At 45.7% G+C, this 21,070-nt stretch carries 36 protein-coding genes; 6 read left to right on the forward strand and 30 right to left on the reverse strand.

Annotation, left to right across the window (positions count from 1 at the left end; genetic code table 11):
- Nucleotides 1–114 precede the first annotated feature (114 nt).
- From cpdB to L1D23_RS18755, 4 genes are all read left to right on the forward strand, one after another.
- On the forward strand, nucleotides 115–2,076 hold the full coding sequence (gene cpdB, locus L1D23_RS18740; RefSeq protein ID WP_239870323.1) for a 2',3'-cyclic-nucleotide 2'-phosphodiesterase: 1,962 nt from the start codon (nucleotides 115–117) through the stop codon (nucleotides 2,074–2,076).
- 117 nt (nucleotides 2,077–2,193) lie between these two features.
- Nucleotides 2,194–2,763: a Crp/Fnr family transcriptional regulator gene (locus L1D23_RS18745; RefSeq protein WP_239870326.1), complete on the forward strand. Its 570-nt coding sequence runs from the start codon at nucleotides 2,194–2,196 to the stop codon at nucleotides 2,761–2,763.
- Nucleotides 2,764–2,833: 70 nt separating this feature from the next.
- On the forward strand, nucleotides 2,834–3,286 hold the full coding sequence (locus tag L1D23_RS18750) for a GNAT family N-acetyltransferase (protein ID WP_239870329.1): 453 nt from the start codon (nucleotides 2,834–2,836) through the stop codon (nucleotides 3,284–3,286).
- 2 nt (nucleotides 3,287–3,288) lie between these two features.
- Nucleotides 3,289–4,152, forward strand: coding sequence for a DMT family transporter (locus tag L1D23_RS18755; RefSeq protein ID WP_239870346.1), 864 nt, complete (start codon nucleotides 3,289–3,291; stop codon nucleotides 4,150–4,152).
- On the opposite strand, the gene L1D23_RS18760 is transcribed toward L1D23_RS18755, so the two are convergent.
- Nucleotides 4,153–4,722 carry a LysM-like peptidoglycan-binding domain-containing protein gene (locus tag L1D23_RS18760; RefSeq protein ID WP_239870349.1) on the reverse strand — a complete coding sequence of 190 codons (570 nt, stop codon included), beginning with the start codon at nucleotides 4,720–4,722 and terminating at the stop codon, nucleotides 4,153–4,155.
- 234 nt (nucleotides 4,723–4,956) lie between these two features.
- On the opposite strand from L1D23_RS18760, the gene L1D23_RS18765 reads away from it, so the two are divergent.
- Together L1D23_RS18765 and L1D23_RS18770 are read left to right on the forward strand one after the other, a co-directional pair.
- On the forward strand, nucleotides 4,957–5,577 hold the full coding sequence (locus L1D23_RS18765) for an FKBP-type peptidyl-prolyl cis-trans isomerase (protein WP_239838664.1): 621 nt from the start codon (nucleotides 4,957–4,959) through the stop codon (nucleotides 5,575–5,577).
- A gap of 96 nt (nucleotides 5,578–5,673) precedes the next feature.
- The gene (locus L1D23_RS18770; RefSeq protein WP_239870367.1) at nucleotides 5,674–6,153 is read left to right on the forward strand and encodes a DUF2780 domain-containing protein; all 480 of its coding nucleotides are present in this window, start codon (nucleotides 5,674–5,676) and stop codon (nucleotides 6,151–6,153) included.
- Nucleotides 6,154–6,224: 71 nt separating this feature from the next.
- Here the strand turns inward: L1D23_RS18770 and rplQ are convergent, their stop codons facing one another.
- From rplQ to rlmB, 29 genes are all read right to left on the reverse strand, one after another.
- The gene (rplQ, locus tag L1D23_RS18775; RefSeq protein ID WP_005383141.1) at nucleotides 6,225–6,605 is read right to left on the reverse strand and encodes a 50S ribosomal protein L17; all 381 of its coding nucleotides are present in this window, start codon (nucleotides 6,603–6,605) and stop codon (nucleotides 6,225–6,227) included.
- A 26-nt stretch (nucleotides 6,606–6,631) separates the two neighbouring features.
- A complete protein-coding gene (gene rpoA, locus L1D23_RS18780) occupies nucleotides 6,632–7,624 on the reverse strand; it encodes a DNA-directed RNA polymerase subunit alpha (protein ID WP_004410407.1) in 993 nt (330 codons plus the stop codon).
- A gap of 24 nt (nucleotides 7,625–7,648) precedes the next feature.
- Nucleotides 7,649–8,269 (reverse strand): 30S ribosomal protein S4, encoded by a 621-nt coding sequence (gene rpsD / locus L1D23_RS18785; protein ID WP_006963204.1) that lies wholly within the window; start codon nucleotides 8,267–8,269, stop codon nucleotides 7,649–7,651.
- Between the two features lie 27 nt (nucleotides 8,270–8,296).
- The gene (rpsK, locus tag L1D23_RS18790; RefSeq protein ID WP_001118870.1) at nucleotides 8,297–8,686 is read right to left on the reverse strand and encodes a 30S ribosomal protein S11; all 390 of its coding nucleotides are present in this window, start codon (nucleotides 8,684–8,686) and stop codon (nucleotides 8,297–8,299) included.
- Between the two features lie 18 nt (nucleotides 8,687–8,704).
- Nucleotides 8,705–9,061, reverse strand: a complete 357-nt coding sequence (gene rpsM / locus L1D23_RS18795) for a 30S ribosomal protein S13 (RefSeq protein WP_005383154.1) — start codon at nucleotides 9,059–9,061, stop codon at nucleotides 8,705–8,707.
- 149 nt (nucleotides 9,062–9,210) lie between these two features.
- Nucleotides 9,211–9,324, reverse strand: a complete 114-nt coding sequence (gene rpmJ / locus L1D23_RS18800; protein ID WP_000868186.1) for a 50S ribosomal protein L36 — start codon at nucleotides 9,322–9,324, stop codon at nucleotides 9,211–9,213.
- Nucleotides 9,325–9,351: 27 nt separating this feature from the next.
- Nucleotides 9,352–10,686 carry a preprotein translocase subunit SecY gene (gene secY / locus L1D23_RS18805; RefSeq protein WP_239838662.1) on the reverse strand — a complete coding sequence of 445 codons (1,335 nt, stop codon included), beginning with the start codon at nucleotides 10,684–10,686 and terminating at the stop codon, nucleotides 9,352–9,354.
- Between the two features lie 20 nt (nucleotides 10,687–10,706).
- Nucleotides 10,707–11,141, reverse strand: coding sequence for a 50S ribosomal protein L15 (rplO, locus tag L1D23_RS18810; RefSeq protein ID WP_006963206.1), 435 nt, complete (start codon nucleotides 11,139–11,141; stop codon nucleotides 10,707–10,709).
- Between the two features lie 5 nt (nucleotides 11,142–11,146).
- A complete protein-coding gene (gene rpmD, locus L1D23_RS18815) occupies nucleotides 11,147–11,323 on the reverse strand; it encodes a 50S ribosomal protein L30 (RefSeq protein ID WP_006963207.1) in 177 nt (58 codons plus the stop codon).
- 7 nt (nucleotides 11,324–11,330) lie between these two features.
- The gene (gene rpsE / locus L1D23_RS18820) at nucleotides 11,331–11,834 is read right to left on the reverse strand and encodes a 30S ribosomal protein S5 (RefSeq protein WP_004745894.1); all 504 of its coding nucleotides are present in this window, start codon (nucleotides 11,832–11,834) and stop codon (nucleotides 11,331–11,333) included.
- 14 nt (nucleotides 11,835–11,848) lie between these two features.
- On the reverse strand, nucleotides 11,849–12,202 hold the full coding sequence (gene rplR, locus L1D23_RS18825; protein WP_045974706.1) for a 50S ribosomal protein L18: 354 nt from the start codon (nucleotides 12,200–12,202) through the stop codon (nucleotides 11,849–11,851).
- A gap of 9 nt (nucleotides 12,203–12,211) precedes the next feature.
- Nucleotides 12,212–12,745 carry a 50S ribosomal protein L6 gene (gene rplF / locus L1D23_RS18830; protein ID WP_045974707.1) on the reverse strand — a complete coding sequence of 178 codons (534 nt, stop codon included), beginning with the start codon at nucleotides 12,743–12,745 and terminating at the stop codon, nucleotides 12,212–12,214.
- Nucleotides 12,746–12,757: 12 nt separating this feature from the next.
- A complete protein-coding gene (rpsH, locus tag L1D23_RS18835; protein WP_045974708.1) occupies nucleotides 12,758–13,150 on the reverse strand; it encodes a 30S ribosomal protein S8 in 393 nt (130 codons plus the stop codon).
- 29 nt (nucleotides 13,151–13,179) lie between these two features.
- Entirely contained in the window at nucleotides 13,180–13,485 is a 306-nt protein-coding gene (rpsN, locus tag L1D23_RS18840) for a 30S ribosomal protein S14 (RefSeq protein ID WP_006963211.1), read from the reverse strand.
- Nucleotides 13,486–13,502: 17 nt separating this feature from the next.
- Complete coding sequence (rplE, locus tag L1D23_RS18845; RefSeq protein WP_008072340.1) at nucleotides 13,503–14,042, reverse strand: 50S ribosomal protein L5; 540 nt, start codon at nucleotides 14,040–14,042, stop codon at nucleotides 13,503–13,505.
- 23 nt (nucleotides 14,043–14,065) lie between these two features.
- Nucleotides 14,066–14,383 carry a 50S ribosomal protein L24 gene (gene rplX, locus L1D23_RS18850; protein WP_045974710.1) on the reverse strand — a complete coding sequence of 106 codons (318 nt, stop codon included), beginning with the start codon at nucleotides 14,381–14,383 and terminating at the stop codon, nucleotides 14,066–14,068.
- Nucleotides 14,384–14,396: 13 nt separating this feature from the next.
- Nucleotides 14,397–14,768: a 50S ribosomal protein L14 gene (rplN, locus tag L1D23_RS18855; protein WP_004745883.1), complete on the reverse strand. Its 372-nt coding sequence runs from the start codon at nucleotides 14,766–14,768 to the stop codon at nucleotides 14,397–14,399.
- A gap of 164 nt (nucleotides 14,769–14,932) precedes the next feature.
- Nucleotides 14,933–15,187: a 30S ribosomal protein S17 gene (gene rpsQ / locus L1D23_RS18860; RefSeq protein WP_206371606.1), complete on the reverse strand. Its 255-nt coding sequence runs from the start codon at nucleotides 15,185–15,187 to the stop codon at nucleotides 14,933–14,935.
- Nucleotides 15,187–15,378: a 50S ribosomal protein L29 gene (gene rpmC / locus L1D23_RS18865; RefSeq protein ID WP_004410456.1), complete on the reverse strand. Its 192-nt coding sequence runs from the start codon at nucleotides 15,376–15,378 to the stop codon at nucleotides 15,187–15,189. The genes rpsQ and rpmC overlap by 1 nt, the downstream gene beginning before the upstream one ends.
- Nucleotides 15,378–15,788, reverse strand: a complete 411-nt coding sequence (gene rplP, locus L1D23_RS18870; protein ID WP_004410459.1) for a 50S ribosomal protein L16 — start codon at nucleotides 15,786–15,788, stop codon at nucleotides 15,378–15,380. The genes rpmC and rplP overlap by 1 nt, the downstream gene beginning before the upstream one ends.
- Before the next feature lie 11 nt (nucleotides 15,789–15,799).
- Nucleotides 15,800–16,498, reverse strand: a complete 699-nt coding sequence (gene rpsC / locus L1D23_RS18875; protein ID WP_005471060.1) for a 30S ribosomal protein S3 — start codon at nucleotides 16,496–16,498, stop codon at nucleotides 15,800–15,802.
- A 19-nt stretch (nucleotides 16,499–16,517) separates the two neighbouring features.
- Entirely contained in the window at nucleotides 16,518–16,850 is a 333-nt protein-coding gene (gene rplV, locus L1D23_RS18880; protein WP_006963216.1) for a 50S ribosomal protein L22, read from the reverse strand.
- A gap of 10 nt (nucleotides 16,851–16,860) precedes the next feature.
- Nucleotides 16,861–17,139 carry a 30S ribosomal protein S19 gene (gene rpsS, locus L1D23_RS18885; protein ID WP_004745876.1) on the reverse strand — a complete coding sequence of 93 codons (279 nt, stop codon included), beginning with the start codon at nucleotides 17,137–17,139 and terminating at the stop codon, nucleotides 16,861–16,863.
- 21 nt (nucleotides 17,140–17,160) lie between these two features.
- Nucleotides 17,161–17,985, reverse strand: a complete 825-nt coding sequence (rplB, locus tag L1D23_RS18890; RefSeq protein ID WP_006963217.1) for a 50S ribosomal protein L2 — start codon at nucleotides 17,983–17,985, stop codon at nucleotides 17,161–17,163.
- Between the two features lie 16 nt (nucleotides 17,986–18,001).
- Nucleotides 18,002–18,304 (reverse strand): 50S ribosomal protein L23, encoded by a 303-nt coding sequence (gene rplW, locus L1D23_RS18895; RefSeq protein ID WP_093278415.1) that lies wholly within the window; start codon nucleotides 18,302–18,304, stop codon nucleotides 18,002–18,004.
- Nucleotides 18,301–18,903 (reverse strand): 50S ribosomal protein L4, encoded by a 603-nt coding sequence (gene rplD, locus L1D23_RS18900; RefSeq protein ID WP_006963218.1) that lies wholly within the window; start codon nucleotides 18,901–18,903, stop codon nucleotides 18,301–18,303. Before rplD ends, rplW begins: the two co-directional genes overlap by 4 nt.
- 17 nt (nucleotides 18,904–18,920) lie before the next feature.
- Nucleotides 18,921–19,550, reverse strand: a complete 630-nt coding sequence (rplC, locus tag L1D23_RS18905; protein WP_006963219.1) for a 50S ribosomal protein L3 — start codon at nucleotides 19,548–19,550, stop codon at nucleotides 18,921–18,923.
- Nucleotides 19,551–19,564: 14 nt separating this feature from the next.
- Nucleotides 19,565–19,876 (reverse strand): 30S ribosomal protein S10, encoded by a 312-nt coding sequence (rpsJ, locus tag L1D23_RS18910; protein WP_001181007.1) that lies wholly within the window; start codon nucleotides 19,874–19,876, stop codon nucleotides 19,565–19,567.
- 446 nt (nucleotides 19,877–20,322) lie between these two features.
- On the reverse strand, nucleotides 20,323–21,060 hold the full coding sequence (gene rlmB / locus L1D23_RS18915) for a 23S rRNA (guanosine(2251)-2'-O)-methyltransferase RlmB (protein ID WP_239838660.1): 738 nt from the start codon (nucleotides 21,058–21,060) through the stop codon (nucleotides 20,323–20,325).
- Between the last annotated feature and the right edge of the window lie 10 nt (nucleotides 21,061–21,070).

Consider the following 21,070-nt stretch of genomic DNA (forward strand, 5'->3'; position numbering starts at 1 on the left):
AACGGCATAAAGTAATCGCTCTAGGTCACAGTTTATTAATGAGTGAAATATCCGTTGCACATCGTTTTGTTACATTATGCAGCGTCTCACAATAACGCTATCGGAGCTTATAAAATGAAAGTCGCAGTGAAACCTCTTTCGATTGCCGTACTGGGTGGCATGCTAACTATGGCTGGCCCTGCTATGGCTGAAACGATCAAATTACGCATCGTAGAAACCACGGATATTCACACTAACGTCATGGACTACGACTACTACAAAGATAAACCGACTCAGAAAACCGGTCTGACTCGTACAGCAACGCTGGTTAAGCAAGCTCAGGCCGAGGTAGAGAACAGCGTACTGGTTGATAATGGTGACCTTATCCAAGGCAGCCCTATGGGTGACTACATGGCCGACAAAGGCATCAAGCCAGGTGAAGTACACCCTGTTTACAAAGCGATGAACCAACTAAACTACGATGTCGGTAATATCGGCAACCACGAGTTTAACTATGGTCTCGAGTTCCTTGCAGAAACCATCAATGACGCTGACTTTCCTTACATCAGCGCAAACGTGTTTGATAAGAAAACAGGCAAGCACTACTTCAAGCCTTACATCATCAAAACTCATACTTTTAAAGATGTTGATGGCGTAGAACATGAAATCAAAGTGGGCTACATTGGTTTCGTCCCACCACAAATAATGGTTTGGGATAAGAAAAACCTAGAAGGCAAGGTATTTGCGAAGGACATCAAAGAAACTGCAGAAGAGCTTGTCCCTCAGATGAAAAAAGAAGGTGCGGATGTGATCGTTGCCATTCCACACTCTGGCGTAGCATCTGATCCTTACAAAGCAGGTGCAGAAAACTCAACTTACTACTTATCAGAAGTTGAAGGCATTGATGCGATCGCCTTTGGTCACTCACATGCTGTCTTCCCTGGTAAAGGCTTTGACAACATCCAAGGTGTGGATAATCAACAAGGTACTATTAACGGCGTCGCTTCAGTCATGCCAGGCCGTTGGGGCAGCCACGTTGGCGTTATTGATTTAGAGTTAAAAGAAAAGCAAGGAAAGTGGACCGTTGTTAAGGGTCAGTCTGAAGCTCGTCCTATCTATGACGAAGTGGCCAAAAAGTCGCTGGCTAAAGCCGACCCTGACATGGTGAAAGCACTAGAAGCAGACCATAAAGGTACTCTGGATTTCGTCAACCAGCCGATTGGTAAAGCTAATGATGTTATGTACAGCTTCCTAGCTCTGGTTCAAGATGACCCGACCGTACAAATTGTTAACCTAGCGCAAAAAGATTACGTTGAACGCTTCATTCAAGGCGACCCTGATCTTTCTGATATTCCAGTTCTTTCTGCCGCAGCGCCATTTAAAGCAGGCGGTCGTAAAAATGACCCAGCAAACTTCACTGAAGTAGAGTCAGGGCAGCTTACTTTCCGTAACGCAGCTGACCTTTACCTATACCCGAATACGCTTGTTGCGATGAAGGTCAAAGGCAAGGAAGTGAAAGAGTGGCTTGAGTGTACAGCGGGCCAGTTCCAGCAAATCGATGTGAACAGCACTGCACCGCAGCAACTGATCAATTGGGATGGCTTCCGTACTTATAACTTTGATGTCATTGACGGTGTTGAATACCAGATTGATGTGACTCAACCCGCCAAATATGATGGTGACTGTAAGCTGGTTAATGAAGGCGCTGAACGTATCGTTGGCTTAACTTACCAAGGTAAGCCAATCGATATGGAGCAAGACTTCCTAATCGCGACTAACAACTACCGTGCCTACAGCAACAAGTTCCCAGGTACTGGTAGTGAGTTTGTCGCGTTTGATTCTCCGGATGAAAACCGCTCTGTTATTGCTTCTTACATTAGCCGAGTAAGTAAAGAAAAAGGCGAAGTCACGCCAAGCGCAGACAACAACTGGACATTCGCTCCAATTAAGTCTGACAACAAACTCGATATCCGCTTTGAAACATCACCAAGTGACAAAGCAGCAGATTTCATTGAGAAGAAAGGTCAATACCCAATGAAACATGTCGCTACAGACGAAATTGGTTTTGCGGTTTATCAGATCGACCTGCAAAAGTAAGCATGTGATATTGCTTTCAAGCCGCGATGTCTATCGCGGCTTTTTTTCATCACAAGTTAGCGAATCATACTTATTCGGTTAGAATTCTAAGCATGTGTTAGTTGATGATAAAAATTCATGCAGCCCACCGAACGCTTTACGGAACAGCTACAAGCCACAGGCTTCAATCACAATGAAATAGCCCAATTGCTTGACTCAGCTCAGCTTATTGAGCTCCCAACCCGACATATATTGCTTCACCAAGGTCAACTCGCCGACGAAATCTTTTTTCTCATCGAAGGAATTTGCCATTCTGCCTATCTCACTGATAAAGGTAAGGAATTCAGCAAGGAATTTTACTGGGAACACGACTGGATCATCGGCTTCGAAAGTTTAATCAAGCAACAGCCTTCGCCATACCTACTAGAATCTCTGACCTCTTGTGTGCTCTTCTCACTTCCAGTAGAAACACTTCGCCAATGGCGCAGTCAAAAACATAGCGTGTATCTCAAGCTACTGGAAACTCAGTTGATGTACAAAGAGAACAAAGAACGCTTTATGCTGTTGTATACCCCAGAAGAACGTTATGAACTGTTCTGCCAGCATTACCCGCACTTACCTGAAAGGCTAACCGACTATCAGATAGCCGCGTATCTAGGTATTACACCGATTAGCCTGAGCCGAATTAAAAAGCGAATGCAAAGTTAACATTTGTTAATGCTGACAGGGTTCATCACTGCTAACTTAGATCTTCATAATAAAGAAACCGAGCAATGCTATGATCACTTGGCAACTTCTTCCTTTTGACCAATTAACCACTCACCAGTTATACCAATTACTTAAGCTGAGAGTCGATGTCTTCGTCGTCGAACAAACCTGCCCTTATCCTGAACTGGATGGCAAAGATAGCTTAGAAAACGTACATCATTTAATGGGTTACAAAGAAGACGAACTGGTTGCTTGCGCACGACTTCTACCGAGAAACGTCAGCTACCCTTCAGTCAGTATTGGTCGAGTGGCTACCACGCAAGCTCACCGCGGTGACGGGTTAGGCCATCAGTTGATCGAACAAGCGCTATTAGAGTGTGACAAGCTGTGGCCGGGACAAGATATTGAGATTGGTGCTCAGGAACATCTAGAAACGTATTACAACCGCCATGGTTTTCAGCGCACCTCCGAGATGTACCTAGAGGACAATATTCCACACATCGACATGAAGTTTAGTCGGTAGTTATGACCGGGCTCTCTCCTCAAGCCATTGTTCTGTGGTTACTCATTGCAGGTAATCTCACGGCATCACTGTCAGATGTGATGGTCAAATTGCTTGATGGCAGCGTGAGCCCGTTTCAGTACATTTTTATTCGCCAGTTAATCTCAGTGGCGGTGATCTACCCGCTGTGGAGAAAAGAAGCACAGACCACACGCCAACTGCATTCACCTAGCCTCAATATCTTTCGCGCTCATCTCGTTTTGATTGGCAGTGGTTGCATGGTGGTTGCCATTACTCATATGACATTAACCAGTGCTAATGCCGTGTTCTATGCCGCACCTTTGTTAATGCTGCCCATTTCAGTGTTGATGATGGGAGAAAAACCTTCTCATTCCAAAGTGCTCGGCACACTATTAGGCTTTGTTGGTGTGCTGATTGTTCTCAGACCTTCACAATTTCATTGGGCTGCCTTTTTTGCACTCGGTACGGCAACCACGCTGGCGTTATTTAATGTTTCAGCACGTAAACTACCCGAGCAACAATCCATGATAAGTACCTTGTTTTGGACTTCACTGCTATCACTTCCCGTTGCCGGCATTCTGGCTGTTTGGTCATGGCAACCAATCAACGCCTCCCAGTTAGGATTAATCGCCGCCGGAGCACTTCTGATTCTTGTTTATAATGGTCTAGCTGTATTGGCTTACCGAAAAGCGCCAGCCGGGGAGATAGGTTTAGCAGAGTATTCTGGATTAGTGTTTGTCACTCTGTTTGGAATCTGGTGGTTTAACGAAATTCCGGATTGGATTACTGCCGTGGGAATCATGCTGATCATCGCCCCTTTGCTACCAATAAGGCGACGATTTCGACAGCGTATTGTAAACAGTTAACTACTTACTACGTCCAAACCCACCATCAGACAAACGGAAGAACATCACCGACTTAGCGCTTTTCTCAAGTTGAAGAATGTCTAAGCTACCGTCATCCGCCAATTTAAAGCGCACCAGTTGACCCGCTTTAATATAGCTCAGTGGCTTATCACTGCCTTCAACACGAACTAAAGCATTTAAATCCGCCATCGCTAAGTCATTATTGCGAAACACTTGAGCTAGCGTATCACCTTTCTTAACCGTATATTCTTGCCAAACCTCAGACTTTAAGCTGTCTTGCTGCTTAGAAGACTGCTCACTCAGGCCTGTGGTATTGATATTCACTTGAACACGCTGTTTTGATGACGGCTCTGATTGTGGCTGATCAATTGTCGGCTCAGGAGTAGGAAGTATAAGCAAGAGGAAAACGACAGGGACCAGAATCATAAGCGCACGCTGGTGTAGTTTAGGCAAACGAGACCAAGCCTGCTTGGCTTGCTCAACCATACCTTTCCAATCCACCTGTGAGAATTTTTTCTGGATTATCTCAGCATAATCTACCTGTTTGGCTTTCTTCTTTCTGCGATTCACTGTACTAGGTCTCCCAAGATCTATGACTACAAGTATAAAAACGAAGCGCACTCTAGTATAGGAATTTTCAATGAGTTAGGTAATACGTAGGTTAAATTTGCCAATCTCAACCGAAAAATAAGAGGTAAATCCCACATTGCAACACTTGTCGTTGCTTCAAAGCGAGCCCATTTCATCCCAGCACTAATGCTGGTATCCTGTGCCACCTCAATACATCAAAAATAGAGAGACATCATGTCTGAAGTTAAATTTGAAACTGTAGAACAGAAAGCAAGCTATGGCATTGGTCTACAGATGGGCCAACAACTGGCAGGTTCTGGTTTAGAAGGTCTTAATGTTGACGCTATCGCGGCAGGTATCGCCACGGCTCTAGTAGGCGACATGCCTGCAATTGAAATCGACGAGATCAATGCAGCACTTCAAGATCTGCATCAACGTGCTGAATCTGCTCGTCAAGAAGCAGCAAAAGCAGCTGCAGCTGATGGTGAAACCTTCCTAAAAGACAACGCTCTACGCCCAGAAGTAACGGTTCTAGAGTCAGGTCTACAGTATGAAATCCTTACAGAAGGTACTGGTGAAATCCCAACTTCAGACAAGCAAGTTCGTGTTCACTACCACGGTGAGCTAACAGACGGCACTGTATTCGACAGCTCTGTGTCTCGTGGTCAACCGGCTGAGTTCCCAGTAACTGGCGTGATCAAAGGTTGGGTTGAAGCCCTGCAGCTAATGCCTGTTGGTTCTAAGTGGAAACTATACATCCCGCAAGACCTAGCATACGGAGAGCGTGGCGCTGGCGCAGCTATCCCTCCATTTGCTGCACTAGTATTCGAAGTAGAACTATTAGACATTCTGTAATTCAAAACGAATTCAGTATTCTTAATAAAGCGACGCATTGCGTCGCTTTTTTTGTCTACACTGGTAATGTTTTGCTTTATCCCTCAAGGAATCACTATGAACAAAGCCTTAGTACTACTTCCAATTATCCTTTCAACAAGTTTCTCCAGTTACGCATTTCTCAATCTCGGAAAAGAAAACATCGACTCAAACGCGTTAACTGGCCTACTGGGCGAAAAAATGTCAGACACTCAAAGTCAATCACCATTGACTAACGCATTGGCAAGCAACCTATCGATCAGCGCAGAGCAAGCCGCAACAGGCTCGGCAGCGCTGCTATCTTTGGCTCAGAATCAACTGCCCGCGAATCAAAGCGCTGAACTAACAGAATCTATACCAGGTCTATCGAGCTTGTCTTCGCTGGGCGGGATAACAGACCAAGTCCAATCAATAAGTGCAGTGAACGATATTTTTGCGAAAATAGGGCTAGAGTCATCAATGATCAGCCAGTTCACGCCAATCATACTCGAGTACTTATCAGGACAAGGAGCCAGCTCTGGGTTAATGGCGTCTCTAGAAGAGCTGTGGAAAGAATAATAAGAGTCAAATAATCAGCAGATACAAAAAAGCCGAGCTAATGCTCGGCTTTTTCGTTCGTACGAACCTGATTACTCAGCAGCTTCTTCAGCAGCTGGGCGATCTACAAGCTCAATGTAAGCCATTGGAGCTTTATCACCAGCACGGAAACCAGCTTTTAGGATACGAGTGTAACCGCCCTGACGAGCAGCAAAACGTGGACCTAGTTCGTTAAATAGTTTTGCAACTACTTCGTTGTCACGAGTACGTGCAAACGCTAGACGACGGTTAGCAACACTGTCAGTCTTAGCTAGTGTAATCAAAGGCTCAACTACGCGACGTAGCTCTTTTGCTTTTGGCAATGTAGTCTTGATAACTTCATGACGTACTAGAGAGCTAGCCATATTGCTGAACATCGCTTTGCGATGTGAGCTGTTGCGGTTGAGTTGACGACCACTCTTACGATGGCGCATGACCTAATCCTTCTAACTAGTATCGATTAATCTTCAGCGATAGACGCTGGTGGCCAGTTCTCTAGGCGCATACCCAGAGACAGACCACGTGATGCAAGTACGTCTTTAATCTCAGTAAGAGATTTTTTACCAAGGTTAGGCGTTTTAAGTAGCTCAACCTCAGTACGCTGTACAAGATCACCGATGTAGTGAATCGCTTCTGCTTTCAGACAGTTAGCAGAGCGAACTGTTAGTTCAAGATCGTCTACAGGACGCAGTAGGATCGGATCGAATTCTGGCTTCTCTTCCTTCTCCTCAGGTACACGTACATCGCGAAGATCTACGAACGCATCCAATTGCTCAGCTAGAATAGTAGCTGCGCGGCGGATTGCTTCCTCAGGGTCTAGGGTACCGTTCGTTTCCATGTCGATAACAAGCTTGTCTAGGTCTGTACGCTGCTCTACACGAGCCGCTTCTACAGAATAAGCAATTTTGTCTACTGGGCTGTACGTAGCGTCAACCAGTAGGCGACCAATTGGACGCTCATCTTCTTCAGTATGGATACGAGCGGAAGCTGGAACATAACCACGACCACGTTCAACTTTGATACGCATTGCGATCTCAGCATTGTCATCAGTAAGGTGACAAATAACGTGTTCAGGGTTAGCGATCTCTACATCACCATCATGGGTGATGTCACCTGCAACCACAGGGCCCGAGCCTGATTTGTTCAAAGTAATGAACACTTCATCTTTGCCTTCGGCAACACGTACAGCCAAACCTTTAAGGTTTAGTAGGATTTCAAGGATATCTTCTTGAACGCCTTCTTTTGTACTGTACTCATGAAGTACGCCCTCAATTTCTACTTCTGTTACAGCACAACCTGGCATAGAAGATAGAAGAATACGGCGAAGTGCATTACCAAGAGTATGGCCAAAACCACGCTCTAATGGCTCAAGAGTTACTTTTGCGTGAGTCGTGCTAACCTGTTCGATGTCAACAAGACGTGGCTTAAGAAATTCTGTTACAGAACCCTGCATTGTGTCCTCTCTTTAGTTTAAACCTTACTTAGAGTAAAGCTCGACGATCAATTGTTCGTTGATGTCAGCAGACAGATCTGAACGCTCAGGCAAACGCTTGAACGTACCTTCCATCTTACCACCATCTACTTCAATCCAAGTTGGTTTTTCACGTTGTTCTGCAACTTCTAGAGCCGCTTTGATACGAGACTGCTGTTTAGCTTTCTCGCGAATTGAAACAACGTCGTTAGCCGCAACTTTGAAAGAAGGAACGTTTACAACTTTACCGTTAACTAGGATAGCTTTGTGGCTAACTAGCTGACGTGCTTCTGCGCGAGTTGCACCAAAGCCCATGCGGTAAACTACGTTATCAAGACGACCTTCAAGAAGCTGAAGTAGGTTTTCACCAGTGTTGCCTTTAAGGCGAGCTGCTTCTTTGTAGTAGTTACGGAATTGTTTTTCTAGAACGCCGTACATACGACGAACTTTTTGCTTCTCACGAAGCTGAACGCCATACTCAGATAGACGACCGCGACGAGCGCCGTGTACACCTGGTGCGTTATCAATTTTACACTTGGTATCGATCGCGCGAACACCAGACTTAAGAAATAAGTCAGTGCCTTCACGACGGCTAAGCTTCAGCTTAGGACCCAAATATCTTGCCATGATCTTTCTCCAGTAATCTAAAAAACGTTATACGCGACGTTTCTTAGGTGGACGACAACCGTTATGAGGGATTGGTGTAGCATCAACGATGTTTGTGATGCGGAAACCAGCAGCGTTCAGTGCACGAACAGTAGATTCGCGACCTGGACCTGGACCCTTAACCATAACTTCCAAGTTCTTTAGACCGTACTCTTTAGCCATTTCAGCACAACGCTCAGCAGCAACCTGTGCAGCGAACGGAGTAGACTTACGAGAACCACGGAAACCTGAACCACCTGCAGTAGCCCACGCTAGAGCGTTACCTTGACGGTCAGTAATAGTTACGATTGTGTTGTTGAAAGACGCATGGATGTGCGCAACGCCATCTGCAACTTGCTTGCGTACGCGCTTACGAGCGCGAGTTGGTTGTTTAGCCATTGTACTCTACCTTCCCGATTATTTTTTGATCGGCTTACGCGGACCCTTACGGGTGCGAGCATTGGTTTTAGTACGCTGTCCACGTAGTGGTAGACTGCGACGATGACGAAGACCACGGTAACAGCCAAGGTCCATAAGACGCTTGATGTTCATTGATACTTCACGACGTAGATCACCTTCTACAGTGTACTTAGCTACACCATCACGCAGTTGATCGATCTGCTCTTCAGTTAGTTCACTGATCTTAACATTTTCAGCAATACCCACTTCAGCTAGGATAGCTTGAGAGCGAGTTTTACCAATACCGTAAATCGCTGTTAGAGCGATTACAGCATGCTTCTGATCAGGAATGTTAATGCCTGCTATACGGGCCATTATTCACTCCTAAGTGTTTCTATAAAAGAATTAGCCGCAGCAAAGCCCGTTATGGATACGCTGCGGAATACTACTTCTTTTGCACGCAAAAGGTAGGCCGAGGAATATACTCGACGCTACCTTATATTTCAAGTAAAAATTTCTGCTAATTAGCCTTGGCGCTGCTTGTGCTTTGGCTCACTGCAAATCACGCGAACAACACCGTTACGCTTGATAACTTTACAGTTACGGCAGATTTTTTTAACGGAAGCACGAACTTTCATTGCTAAACTCCGTAAATGAAACCTGAGTTATCGGCCGTAGCCTTTCAGGTTTGCCTTTTTCAACACAGAATCATACTGTTGAGACATCAGATGAGTCTGTACCTGTGCCATAAAGTCCATGATGACAACTACTACGATAAGTAGAGATGTACCGCCGAAGTAGAAACGTACGTTCCACGCGACCATCATAAACTCCGGAATCAGACAGATAAAGGTAATGTAAAGCGCACCAGCTAAGGTTAAACGCGTCATTACTTTATCAATATATTTCGCTGTCTGCTCACCTGGGCGGATGCCGGGTACGAATGCACCAGACTTCTTCAAGTTATCTGCTGTTTCACGCGGGTTGAATACCAACGCCGTGTAGAAGAAACAGAAGAAAATAATCGCTGCAGCATAAAGCATTACATACAGAGGTTGACCTGGGCTAAGAGCCAAAGACACGTCAGTTAACCAACCGAGCGCGCTGCTCTCACCATTCTGACCAAACCACTGCGCCAATGTTCCTGGGAACAAGATAATGCTTGACGCAAAGATTGCCGGAATAACACCTGCCATATTAATTTTAAGTGGCAAGTGAGTACTTTGTGCAGCAAATACTTTACGACCTTGTTGACGCTTCGCGTAGTTAACAACGATTCGACGTTGGCCACGCTCCATGAAAACAACGAAGTAAATTACTGCAAAAGCAAGTACAACAATCAACAGCAGAAGAAGTACATGCAATTCACCTTGACGCGCTTGCTCGATTGTTTGACCGATTGCTGAAGGCAATCCAGCAACAATACCTGCAAAAATCAGTAACGAAATACCGTTACCAATACCACGCTCTGTAATTTGTTCACCTAACCACATTAAGAACATGGTGCCGGTTACTAAACTTACGGTAGCAATTAGCGTAAACATGGTTTGGTTGATAACAACCAGATTGTCGACCATGTTTGGTAAGCCAGTTGCAATACCAATAGCCTGGAATGTTGCAAGTACAAGCGTGCCGTAGCGTGTATATTGGCTGATCTTACGACGGCCTGCTTCACCCTCTTTTTTGAGTTCAGCTAACGCTGGATGAACTACAGTTAGCAGTTGGACAACAATCGATGCCGAAATATACGGCATGATACCCAACGCTAATATAGATGCACGCTCAAGAGCACCACCGGAGAACATGTTAAACATTTCAACGATGGTACCTTTTTGCTGTTCGAACAAATCGGCAAGTACAGCTGCGTCAATACCAGGAATCGGCACAAAAGAGCCAGCTCGGAATACTAAAAGTGCACCAATTACGAATAACAAGCGCGACTTTAGTTCACTTAAGCCGCTCTGAGCACTACGAAAATCTTGTCCTGGTTTCTTAGCCATCTGTACCTCGTTCCTCGAGATTATTCCTCGATTTTACCGCCTGCAGCTTCGATTGCAGCTTTAGCGCCTTTAGTCACACGTAGACCTTTAACAGTCACTGCTTTGTTAATTTCACCAGATAGAACAACTTTTACAAATTCGATGTTCTTAGTGATAACGTTAGCAGCTTTAAGGCTGTTTAGGTCAACGACGTCACCAGTAACTTTCGCTAGCTCAGCTAGACGAACTTCAGCAGACACTAGGCTCTTACGAGAAGTGAAACCGAATTTTGGTAGACGTTGTTTCAGAGGCATTTGACCGCCTTCGAAACCTGGACGAACTGAACCGCCAGAACGTGACTTTTGACCTTTGTGGCCACGACCACCGGTTTTACCAAGGCCAGAACCGATACCACGACCTACGCGCTTCGCAGAAGGCTTAGAACCCGCAGCCGGTGATAGAGTATTCAAACGCATTCTGATTACTCCTCAACTTTAACCATGTAGAAAACCTTGTTGATCATGCCGCGTACACACGGAGTATCTTCAAGTTCTACAGTATGGTTGATTTTACGAAGGCCTAGCCCCTTTAAACACGCTTTGTGCTTAGGTAGACGACCGATTGAGCTTTTAGTTTGAGTAACTTTAATAGTTGCCATGGTGTTCTTACTCCGAAATAGATTCAACAGTTAGACCACGTTTAGCAGCAACCATTTCTGGCGACTTCATGCTACCTAGTGCATCGATCGTTGCACGAACGATGTTGATAGGGTTCGTAGAACCGTATGCTTTAGATAGTACGTTGTGTACACCTGCTACTTCTAGTACTGCACGCATCGCACCACCTGCGATTACACCCGTACCTTCAGCAGCTGGCTGCATGTAAACTTTAGAGCCCGAATGACGACCTTTCACCGGGTGGTGAAGAGTACCTTCGTTTAGAGCGATCGTAGTCATGTTACGACGCGCTTTTTCCATTGCTTTTTGGATCGCTGCAGGTACTTCACGTGCTTTGCCGTAACCGAAACCTACACGACCGTTACCGTCACCAACTACAGTTAGTGCAGTAAAGCTCATGATTCGACCACCTTTAACCGTTTTTGAAACACGGTTAACTGCGATTAGCTTTTCTTGCAAATCATTCGCTTGAACTTGTTGTTCTTTAGCCATCTTCCAACCCTACCTTAGAATTTCAGACCAGCTTCGCGAGCAGATTCTGCTAGCGCCGCCACTCGACCGTGGTATTGGAAACCAGAACGATCAAATGCAACTGAATCAACGCCTTTTTCAAGAGCGCGTTCTGCAACAGCTTTACCTACTGCTTTAGCTGCATCGATGTTACCAGTGTTCTTAATTTGCTCACGGATCGCTTTTTCTACAGTAGAAGCTGCTGCGATAACCTCAGAGCCGTTTGATGCGATAACCTGAGCGTACACGTGACGAGGAGTACGGTGTACTACTAGGCGAGTTGCACCCAGTTCTGCAATCTTACGACGTGCGCGTGTAGCACGACGGATGCGAGATGCTTTCTTATCCATAGTGTTACCTTACTTCTTCTTAGCTTCTTTAGTACGCACATTTTCATCTGCGTAACGAACACCTTTACCTTTATAAGGTTCAGGCTCACGGTAAGAACGAATGTCAGCCGCAACCTGACCAACAAGTTGTTTGTCACAACCAGTGATCACGATTTCAGTTTGGCTTGGACACTCAGCTTTAATACCCGCTGGCAATTCATGCTCAACTGGGTGAGAGAAGCCAAGAGTTAGGCCTACAGCGTTGCCTTTGATAGCAGCACGGTAACCAACACCCTTAAGAGTTAGCTTCTTAGTAAAGCCTTCAGTAACGCCAACAACCATATTGTTAACTAGAGCGCGAGCAGTACCTGCTTGCGCCCATGCGTTAGCAACACCTTCGCGTGGACCGAAAGTAAGATTGTTTTCTTCCTGAGCAACAACTACCGCATCGTTAAGAACGCGAGATAGTTCGCCTTTAGCACCTTTTACAGTGATTTCTTGGCCGTTTAGTTTCACCTCTACGCCAGCTGGAATAGCGACAGGTGCTTTAGCAACACGAGACATAGTCTACTCCTATTAAGCTACGTAGCAGATGATTTCACCACCAAGACCTGCTTTACGTGCAGCGCGGTCTGACATAAGACCCTTGGAAGTTGAAACGATAGCAACACCAAGACCACCCATTACAGAAGGAAGCTCATCTTTCTTCTTGTAAACACGTAGACCTGGACGAGAAACACGTTTAAGTTGCTCGATTACTGGTTTAGCTTGGAAGTACTTAAGTGTAACTTCTAGCTCAGGTTTAGCTTCGCCTTCTACAGCGAAATCAGTGATGTAACCTTCAGCTTTTAGTAGTGCAGCAATTGCAACTTTAAGCTTTGAAGAAGGCATTTTAACAGCAACTTTGTTTGCTGCCTGACCGTTACGAACGCGGGTCAGCATATCCGAAATCGGATCTTGCATGCTCATATGATTTACTCCAAATGATTAAGTGGCAATTACCAGCTAGCCTTACGAAGTCCAGGAATCTCGCCTTTCATGCAAGCTTCACGAACTTTGATACGGCTTAGACCGAACTTACGTAGGTAACCGTGTGGACGACCAGTTTGGTTACAACGGTTGCGCTGACGTGATGCACTTGAATCACGTGGAAGAGATTGCAATTTAAGAACTGCGTTCCAACGATCTTCTTCAGATGCGTTTACATCGCTGATGATAGCTTTAAGCGCAGCGCGCTTTTCAGCGAACTTAGCTACTAGCTTCGCACGTTTTGCTTCACGTGCTTTCATTGAATTTTTAGCCATAACAGTAACCCTTCACCTTACTTACGGAATGGGAAGTTAAAGGCAGCCAGCAGAGCACGGCCTTCCTCATCAGTACCAGCAGACGTCGTAATAGTGATGTCTAGACCGCGTACTCGATCAACTTTATCAAAGTCGATTTCCGGGAAGATGATTTGCTCGCGAACGCCCATGCTGTAGTTACCGCGTCCGTCAAAAGACTTAGCGCTAACACCACGGAAGTCACGTACACGTGGAAGAGCGATGTTAATTAAACGCTCAAGAAAATCCCACATACGTTCGCCACGCAAGGTTACTTTACAACCGATAGGGTAGCCTTCGCGGATTTTGAAACCTGCAACAGATTTACGCGCTTTAGTGATAAGTGGCTTTTGACCAGAGATCGTTGCCATATCAGCAGCTGCGTTTTCTAGCAGTTTCTTATCGTTGATTGCTTCACCAACACCCATGTTTAGGGTGATTTTCTCGATTCTAGGGACTTGCATGACGCTTGTGTAGCTGAACTCTTTGGTCAGTTCAGCGACTACAGACGACTTGTAGTAATCATGCAGTTTCGCCATAGTAGAACTCCAAATTACTTCTATTAGTTAGAAACGATTTCGTTGTTAGATTTAAAGAAACGTACTTTCTTACCATCTTCAAAACGGAAACCGATACGGTCAGCTTTACCAGTAGCTGAGTTAAAGATTGCAACGTTAGAAGCATCAATAGCTGCTTCTTGCTCAACGATGCCACCTTGTTGACCTAGAGCCGGAACCGGCTTTTGGTGCTTCTTAACAAGGTTGATACCTTCAACAATAACTTTACCAGTTGCTAGAACCTTAGTTACTTTACCTTTCTTGCCTTTGTCTTTACCAGCAAGAACGATTACTTCGTCGTTACGACGGATTTTAGCTGCCATTTCTACGTGCTCCTTACAGAACTTCTGGAGCCAGTGAAACGATCTTCATGAACTTATCGCCACGAAGTTCACGCGTCACAGGGCCAAAGATACGTGTACCGATTGGTTGCTCAGTGTTGTCGTTCAACAATACGCAAGCATTACGGTCGAAGCGAATGACAGAACCGTCTGGACGACGTACGCCTTTACGGGTGCGCACTACTACCGCCTTCAGAACGTCACCTTTCTTAACTTTACCGCGAGGAATTGCTTCCTTAACAGTAACTTTGATGACGTCACCGATATGTGCATAACGGCGGTGTGAGCCACCCAGGACCTTAATACACATTACCTTGCGCGCGCCAGAGTTATCAGCTGCGTCAAGTGTACTTTGCATTTGGATCATTGTTAGTGCTCCGCTAAATATTAATAACTAGACCCATCACGGGTCGGGCTGCCTCTTTAAAAGGGACGCGAATTGTACCACCCTTTTCTGTGATTGGGTAGTCAAAAAATAAACGGCCCCAAAATAATTTTGGAGCCGTTTTTTTGTTTATAGAATAGTGAAGATTAGATCTTCGCCTTTTCTACAACTTTAACCAAAGTCCAAGACTTAGTCTTAGACAGTGGACGACATTCACGAATTTCAACAGTATCGCCTAGGCCACACTCGTTGTTCTCGTCATGTGCGTGAACTTTAGTCGTGCGCTTTACGAACTTGCCGTAAATTGGGTGTTTAACCATGCGCTCGATAGCAACAGTGATAGACTTGTCAGCCTTGTTGCTAACTACACGACCAAATGAAGTACGAATTTTGTCGCTCATTATGCGCCTGCCTTCTCAGTCAATACGGTTTTCACACGTGCGATATCACGACGTACAGCTTTCAGAGTATGAGTTTGCTGTAGCTGACCAGTTGCAGCTTGCATGCGCAAGTTGAACTGTTCGCGTAGCAAATTCAATAGCTCAGCGTTAAGCTCTTCAACGCTTTTTTCGCGTAGATCTTGTGCTTTCATCACATCACCTGCTTAGTTACAAACGTAGTTTTGAATGGCAGTTTACGCGCCGCTAGACGGAACGCTTCACGAGCCAATTCTTCAGGTACACCACCCATTTCGTACATAACCTTACCAGGTTGGATTTGGGCTACCCAGTACTCAACGTTACCTTTACCCTTACCTTGACGAACTTCAAGTGGTTTTTCTGTGATAGGTTTGTCTGGGAACACACGGATCCAGATTTTACCTTGACGCTTAACGTGACGTGTCATTGCACGACGTGCCGCTTCGATTTGACGAGCAGTTAGACGGCCACGGCCAGTTGCTTTAAGACCGAATTCGCCGAAGCTTACATCAGTACCTTTAGCTAGACCACGGTTACGACCAGTCTGAACCTTACGGAACTTAGTACGTTTAGGTTGTAGCATCTGTCGACTCCTTACTTACGGCCTTTGCGCTGCTTCTTAGGCTTGTCGCCTTTAGGCTCTACAGCGTTAGCTGCTGGCATACCGCCTAGGATCTCACCTTTGAAGATCCAAACTTTAATGCCGATTACACCGTATTGAGTGTGAGCCGAAGAAGTTGCGTAATCAATGTCAGCACGTAGAGTGTGTAGAGGTACACGACCTTCACGGTACCACTCTGAACGTGCGATTTCAGCGCCGCCTAGACGACCACTTACTTCTACTTTGATACCTTTAGCACCTAGACGCATAGCGTTTTGTACCGCGCGCTTCATAGCACGACGGAACATCACACGACGCTCTAGCTGAGACGCGATGCTGTCACCAACAAGTTGCGCATCTAGTTCAGGCTTACGTACTTCAGCGATGTTAATTTGCGCTGGTACACCTGCAATTTTAGCTACTGCTGCGCGTAGCTTCTCAACGTCTTCACCTTTCTTACCGATAACAACACCTGGACGAGCAGTGTGAATAGTCACACGGATGCTCTTAGCAGGACGCTCGATAACGATGCGTGATAGAGACGCTTTTTTCAGTTCACTTGTAAGGAACTGACGTACCTTGAAGTCGCCGTCTAGGTTGTCAGCGAAATCTTTGGTGTTAGCAAACCATGTAGCATTCCAAGGCTTAACGATGCCAAGACGAATACCATTTGGATGTACTTTCTGACCCATTGCTTACTCTCCTAGTCTCTTAGCGATCTGCTACAACAACAGTGATGTGGCTTGAACGCTTCAAGATACGATCCGCACGACCTTTAGCACGAGGCATAATACGCTTCATGATAGGGCCTTCATCTACGAAGATCTTTGCGACACTTAGATCGTCAATATCTGCACCTTCGTTGTGCTCCGCGTTCGCGATAGCTGACTCAAGAACTTTCTTAACTAGGTCAGCAGCTTTTTTGTTGCTGAAAGTTAGGATTTCTAGAGCTTGGTCAACTGATTTACCACGGATTTGATCCGCAACTAAGCGAGCTTTCTGAGGCGAAATGCGAGCAAAGTTATGTTTAGCTAGTGCTTCCATCATCTACTCCTTAACGCTTCTTAGCTTTCTTATCCACGACGTGGCCGCGGTAAGTACGAGTTGGTGCAAATTCACCCAGTTTGTGACCGATCATTTCTTCGGTAACGAAAACTGGTACGTGCTGACGACCATTATGGACAGCGATGGTCAAACCGATCATCGTAGGGATGATCATTGAACGACGGGACCAAGTCTTAATAGGCTTTTTGTCTCCGCTTTCCACCGCTTTCTCTACCTTCTTCAGCAAGTGTAGGTCAATAAATGGACCTTTCTTGAGAGAACGTGGCATGGCGATTCCTCTTTATATAGATTACTTGTTACGACGACGTACGATGTACTTGTCGGTGCGTTTGTTCTTACGAGTCTTGAAGCCTTTAGTTGGCTGACCCCATGGTGAAACTGGGTGACGACCACCAGAAGTACGGCCTTCACCACCACCGTGTGGGTGGTCTACTGGGTTCATCACAACACCACGAACGGTTGGACGAACACCACGCCAGCGGCTAGCACCAGCTTTACCAAGTTCACGTAGCATGTGCTCAGAGTTACCAACTTCACCGATTGTTGCACGGCCTTCAGAAAGTACTTTGCGCATTTCGCCAGAACGTAGACGGATAGTTACGTATGCACCGTCGCGAGCAACGATTTGAGCATATGCACCAGCCGAACGAGCTAGCTGACCACCTTTACCAGGCTTAAGTTCAACGTTGTGTACAGTTGAACCTACTGGGATGTTACGCATTGGAAGTGCGTTACCAGCTTTAATTGGTGCATCTGCACCAGACTGGATAGCATCACCAGCTTGAACACCTTTAGGTGCTAGGATGTAACGACGCTCACCGTCTGCGTACAGAACTAGAGCGATGTTAGCGCTACGGTTTGGATCGTATTCTAGACGCTCAACTTTCGCTGGGATACCGTCTTTAGTACGTTTGAAGTCAATGACACGGTAGTGGTGCTTGTGACCACCGCCGATGTGACGTACTGTAATACGACCGTTGTTGTTACGACCACCGTTCTTAGAGTTTTTCTCTAGAAGAGGTGCGTATGGCTTGCCCTTGTGTAGGTCAGCGTTAACAACTTTAACAACGTGACGACGACCAGGGGAAGTCGGCTTACATTTAACAATAGCCATTTCTCAACTACTCCTGTTATTCCGCGCCGCCAACGAAGTCAAGATCTTGACCTTCTTTCAAAGTAACGTACGCTTTCTTAACGTCGCTGCGGCGACCTTGGCGTAGACCTTGACGTTTGGTCTTACCCTTATTGATAAGAGTATTCACAGACTTAACTTCAACTTCAAATAGCTTTTCTACAGCTGCTTTGATCTCTTTTTTAGTAGCATCTTTAGCTACTTTGAAAACGATAGTGTTCGCTTTCTCAGCTGCCATAGTTGCTTTTTCAGAGATGTGCGGTGCACGTAGAACTTTTAGGATACGCTCTTCAGTGATCATGCTAGCATCTCCTCTACTTGCTTAACTGCTTCAGCAGTAATTACAACCTTGTCAAACGCAATTAGCGATACTGGGTCGATACCAGCAACGTCACGTGCGTCAACTTTGTATAGGTTACGAGCAGCTAGGAATAGATTCTCATCTACTTCGCTAGTCACGATAAGCGCGTCAGTTAGCTCAAGCTCTTTAAGCTTAGCTACAAGCTCTTTAGTTTTAGGTGCTTCTACTGAGAAGTTATCAACAACGATTAGACGCTCTTGACGAACAAGCTCAGAAAGAATGCTCTTCATAGCACCACGGTACATTTTTTTGTTTACTTTTTGGCTGTGATCTTGTGGTTTCGCAGCAAAAGTAACACCACCTGTACGCCAGATTGGGCTACGGATTGTACCAGCACGTGCACGGCCAGTACCTTTTTGACGCCATGGCTTAGCGCCACCGCCTGCAACTTCTGAACGTGTTTTTTGAGCACGAGTACCTTGACGAGCACCTGCTGCATACGCAACAACTACTTGGTGTACAAGAGCTTCGTTAAACTCACGTCCGAAAGTAGTTTCGGAAACAGTTAGTGCATCAGCACCTTTAACCATTAGTTCCATTACTTACTCCTGAGACGTTATGCTTTAACAGCTGGTTTAACGATCACGTTACCGCCTGTTGCGCCAGGGACTGCACCTTTAATAAGAAGCAGGTTGCGCTCAGCGTCAACACGTACGATCTCTAGGTTTTGAGTCGTTACACGCTCAGCACCCATGTGACCTGCCATTTTCTTGCCTTTAAATACGCGACCTGGAGTCTGACATTGACCGATAGAACCAGGAGCACGGTGAGACAATGAGTTACCGTGAGTCATATCTTGAGTAGAGAAGTTCCAACGCTTAACAGCGCCTTGGAAGCCTTTACCTTTAGATGTACCAGTAACGTCTACTTTCTTAGTTTCGTTGAACAGTTCAACAGTTAGTTCAGCACCAACTTCAAACTCTTCACCGTTTTCCAAACGGAATTCCCAAAGACCGCGACCAGCTTCAACACCTGCTTTCGCAAAGTGGCCAGCTTCTGGCTTAGAAACACGGTTAGCTTTCTTAGCACCAGTAGTTACCTGGATTGCTGCGTAGCCGTCAGTTTCAAGTGTACGCACTTGAGAAACACGGTTAGCTTCAACCTCAACAACTGTTACTGGGATAGAAACGCCTTCTTCAGTAAATACGCGGGTCATGCCCACTTTACGACCGATTAGACCAATCATTCTTCTAATCTCCCTTAACCTAGGCTAATTTGTACGTCAACGCCCGCAGCAAGGTCTAGACGCATCAGAGCATCAACAGTTTTGTCTGTTGGCTCAACGATGTCGATTAGACGTTTGTGAGTACGGATTTCGTACTGATCACGAGCATCTTTGTTAACGTGTGGAGAGATAAGAACTGTGAAACGCTCTTTACGAGTAGGTAGTGGGATTGGACCACGAACCTGTGCGCCAGTGCGCTTAGCTGTTTCAACGATTTCCGCTGTTGAAGCATCGATCAGTTTGTAATCGAAAGCTTTTAGGCGGATACGGATACGTTGGTTCTGCATGAGACAGAGCTCCAAAATTAAATATTACACAAACAATATCGCCACTCAAACTCGCAAAAGCGAGAGAATGCCGATTGATTTATGTGAAACCGTAGCATCCAAGATTAGGACGCATTGTCAGTTAATTTTCGATTAACTACCCCTACATGCCAAAGTCACCTTTGGGGATAGTTTTTCCGAAGAAAAGATAGCTAATTGTATTAACCGCGAACATAAGCTGAGTTTACATTACCTTGCAAATCAATCTGATTTGCTCGCTCCTCATTGCTCATTGGTTCACAACTGGCTTAACCAGTGCGACGCATTATACAGATCACAATTTTATGTGCAAGGTTTGTTTGAAAAATAAACCAGAACAGATATGAAGGTGGATTTCAGAAGCAAAAACGCAGACGGAGCTAGCCGATCTGCGTTTTGTTATTAGGAAGGTAGTCCTGTGTGTAAAGTCAAACGAGTCGTTGACGCACCGCTTCAAACAGACACACTCCAGAAGCAACAGAAACGTTCAAGCTCGACACACTGCCTGCCATTGGGATTTTAATTAGGTCATCACAGGTTTCACGTGTCAGGCGACGCATGCCATCACCTTCTGCTCCCATGACGATAGCAAGAGGCCCAGTTAACTTAGCTTGGTAGATGTCATGTGTCGCTTCACCGGCCGTACCGACAAACCAGATCCCCTGCTCTTGCAACGCACGCATAGTCCGAGCAAGGTTGGTTACGCGAACCAAAGGCACCGTTTCTGCTGCGCCACAAGCAACTTTGCTGACTGTCGCGTTAATGTTTGCTGATTTATCTTTAGGGACGATCACCGCAGCTACACCAGCCGCATCGGCATTTCGTAAACACGCGCCGAGGTTATGCGGATCGGTGACCCCATCCAATACCAGTAATAATGGTGCAGAATGTTGGGCAAGGATGTCATCGAGATCATTTTCATTTAGCTGCTTGGCCGGCTTCACCTTGGCCATAATGCCCTGGTGGTTAGCGCCACGAGCTTTATCATCAAGAGTCTTACGTGTCATTTGTTGAATCGACACGCCACACATCTGGAGCTCATTTAGGATTGGCATTAAACGGTCATCTTGACGACCTTTTAATACAAAGGCTTCAACAAAGCGCTCTGGCTCTTTTGCCAATACCGCTTTTACTGCGTGAATCCCGTAAATAAATTCGTTACTCATTACTTTATCC

It is taken from the genome of Vibrio sp. Isolate24, assembly GCF_022398215.1.
Taxonomy (GTDB): Bacteria; Pseudomonadota; Gammaproteobacteria; order Enterobacterales; family Vibrionaceae; genus Vibrio; species Vibrio coralliilyticus_A.

Coding starts and splice junctions, on each gene's coding strand:
- cpdB (WP_239870323.1), top strand. CDS start 115: ATGAAAGTCGCAGTGAAACCTCTTTCGATTGCCGTACTGGGTGGCATG.
- L1D23_RS18745 (WP_239870326.1), top strand. CDS start 2,194: ATGCAGCCCACCGAACGCTTTACGGAACAGCTACAAGCCACAGGCTTC.
- L1D23_RS18750 (WP_239870329.1), top strand. CDS start 2,834: ATGATCACTTGGCAACTTCTTCCTTTTGACCAATTAACCACTCACCAG.
- L1D23_RS18755 (WP_239870346.1), top strand. CDS start 3,289: ATGACCGGGCTCTCTCCTCAAGCCATTGTTCTGTGGTTACTCATTGCA.
- L1D23_RS18765 (WP_239838664.1), top strand. CDS start 4,957: ATGTCTGAAGTTAAATTTGAAACTGTAGAACAGAAAGCAAGCTATGGC.
- L1D23_RS18770 (WP_239870367.1), top strand. CDS start 5,674: ATGAACAAAGCCTTAGTACTACTTCCAATTATCCTTTCAACAAGTTTC.
- rplQ (WP_005383141.1), bottom strand. CDS start 6,605: ATGCGCCATCGTAAGAGTGGTCGTCAACTCAACCGCAACAGCTCACAT.
- rpoA (WP_004410407.1), bottom strand. CDS start 7,624: ATGCAGGGTTCTGTAACAGAATTTCTTAAGCCACGTCTTGTTGACATC.
- rpsD (WP_006963204.1), bottom strand. CDS start 8,269: ATGGCAAGATATTTGGGTCCTAAGCTGAAGCTTAGCCGTCGTGAAGGC.
- rpsK (WP_001118870.1), bottom strand. CDS start 8,686: ATGGCTAAACAACCAACTCGCGCTCGTAAGCGCGTACGCAAGCAAGTT.
- rpsM (WP_005383154.1), bottom strand. CDS start 9,061: ATGGCCCGTATAGCAGGCATTAACATTCCTGATCAGAAGCATGCTGTA.
- rpmJ (WP_000868186.1), bottom strand. CDS start 9,324: ATGAAAGTTCGTGCTTCCGTTAAAAAAATCTGCCGTAACTGTAAAGTT.
- secY (WP_239838662.1), bottom strand. CDS start 10,686: ATGGCTAAGAAACCAGGACAAGATTTTCGTAGTGCTCAGAGCGGCTTA.
- rplO (WP_006963206.1), bottom strand. CDS start 11,141: ATGCGTTTGAATACTCTATCACCGGCTGCGGGTTCTAAGCCTTCTGCG.
- rpmD (WP_006963207.1), bottom strand. CDS start 11,323: ATGGCAACTATTAAAGTTACTCAAACTAAAAGCTCAATCGGTCGTCTA.
- rpsE (WP_004745894.1), bottom strand. CDS start 11,834: ATGGCTAAAGAACAACAAGTTCAAGCGAATGATTTGCAAGAAAAGCTA.
- rplR (WP_045974706.1), bottom strand. CDS start 12,202: ATGGATAAGAAAGCATCTCGCATCCGTCGTGCTACACGCGCACGTCGT.
- rplF (WP_045974707.1), bottom strand. CDS start 12,745: ATGTCTCGTGTTGCTAAAGCACCTGTCGCTATTCCAGCTGGCGTAGAG.
- rpsH (WP_045974708.1), bottom strand. CDS start 13,150: ATGAGCATGCAAGATCCGATTTCGGATATGCTGACCCGCGTTCGTAAC.
- rpsN (WP_006963211.1), bottom strand. CDS start 13,485: ATGGCTAAAAATTCAATGAAAGCACGTGAAGCAAAACGTGCGAAGCTA.
- rplE (WP_008072340.1), bottom strand. CDS start 14,042: ATGGCGAAACTGCATGATTACTACAAGTCGTCTGTAGTCGCTGAACTG.
- rplX (WP_045974710.1), bottom strand. CDS start 14,383: ATGGCAGCTAAAATCCGTCGTAACGACGAAGTAATCGTTCTTGCTGGT.
- rplN (WP_004745883.1), bottom strand. CDS start 14,768: ATGATCCAAATGCAAAGTACACTTGACGCAGCTGATAACTCTGGCGCG.
- rpsQ (WP_206371606.1), bottom strand. CDS start 15,187: ATGAGCGACAAAATTCGTACTTCATTTGGTCGTGTAGTTAGCAACAAG.
- rpmC (WP_004410456.1), bottom strand. CDS start 15,378: ATGAAAGCACAAGATCTACGCGAAAAAAGCGTTGAAGAGCTTAACGCT.
- rplP (WP_004410459.1), bottom strand. CDS start 15,788: ATGCTACAACCTAAACGTACTAAGTTCCGTAAGGTTCAGACTGGTCGT.
- rpsC (WP_005471060.1), bottom strand. CDS start 16,498: ATGGGTCAGAAAGTACATCCAAATGGTATTCGTCTTGGCATCGTTAAG.
- rplV (WP_006963216.1), bottom strand. CDS start 16,850: ATGGAAGCACTAGCTAAACATAACTTTGCTCGCATTTCGCCTCAGAAA.
- rpsS (WP_004745876.1), bottom strand. CDS start 17,139: ATGCCACGTTCTCTCAAGAAAGGTCCATTTATTGACCTACACTTGCTG.
- rplB (WP_006963217.1), bottom strand. CDS start 17,985: ATGGCTATTGTTAAATGTAAGCCGACTTCCCCTGGTCGTCGTCACGTT.
- rplW (WP_093278415.1), bottom strand. CDS start 18,304: ATGATCACTGAAGAGCGTATCCTAAAAGTTCTACGTGCACCGCACATC.
- rplD (WP_006963218.1), bottom strand. CDS start 18,903: ATGGAACTAATGGTTAAAGGTGCTGATGCACTAACTGTTTCCGAAACT.
- rplC (WP_006963219.1), bottom strand. CDS start 19,550: ATGATTGGTCTAATCGGTCGTAAAGTGGGCATGACCCGCGTATTTACT.
- rpsJ (WP_001181007.1), bottom strand. CDS start 19,876: ATGCAGAACCAACGTATCCGTATCCGCCTAAAAGCTTTCGATTACAAA.
- rlmB (WP_239838660.1), bottom strand. CDS start 21,060: ATGAGTAACGAATTTATTTACGGGATTCACGCAGTAAAAGCGGTATTG.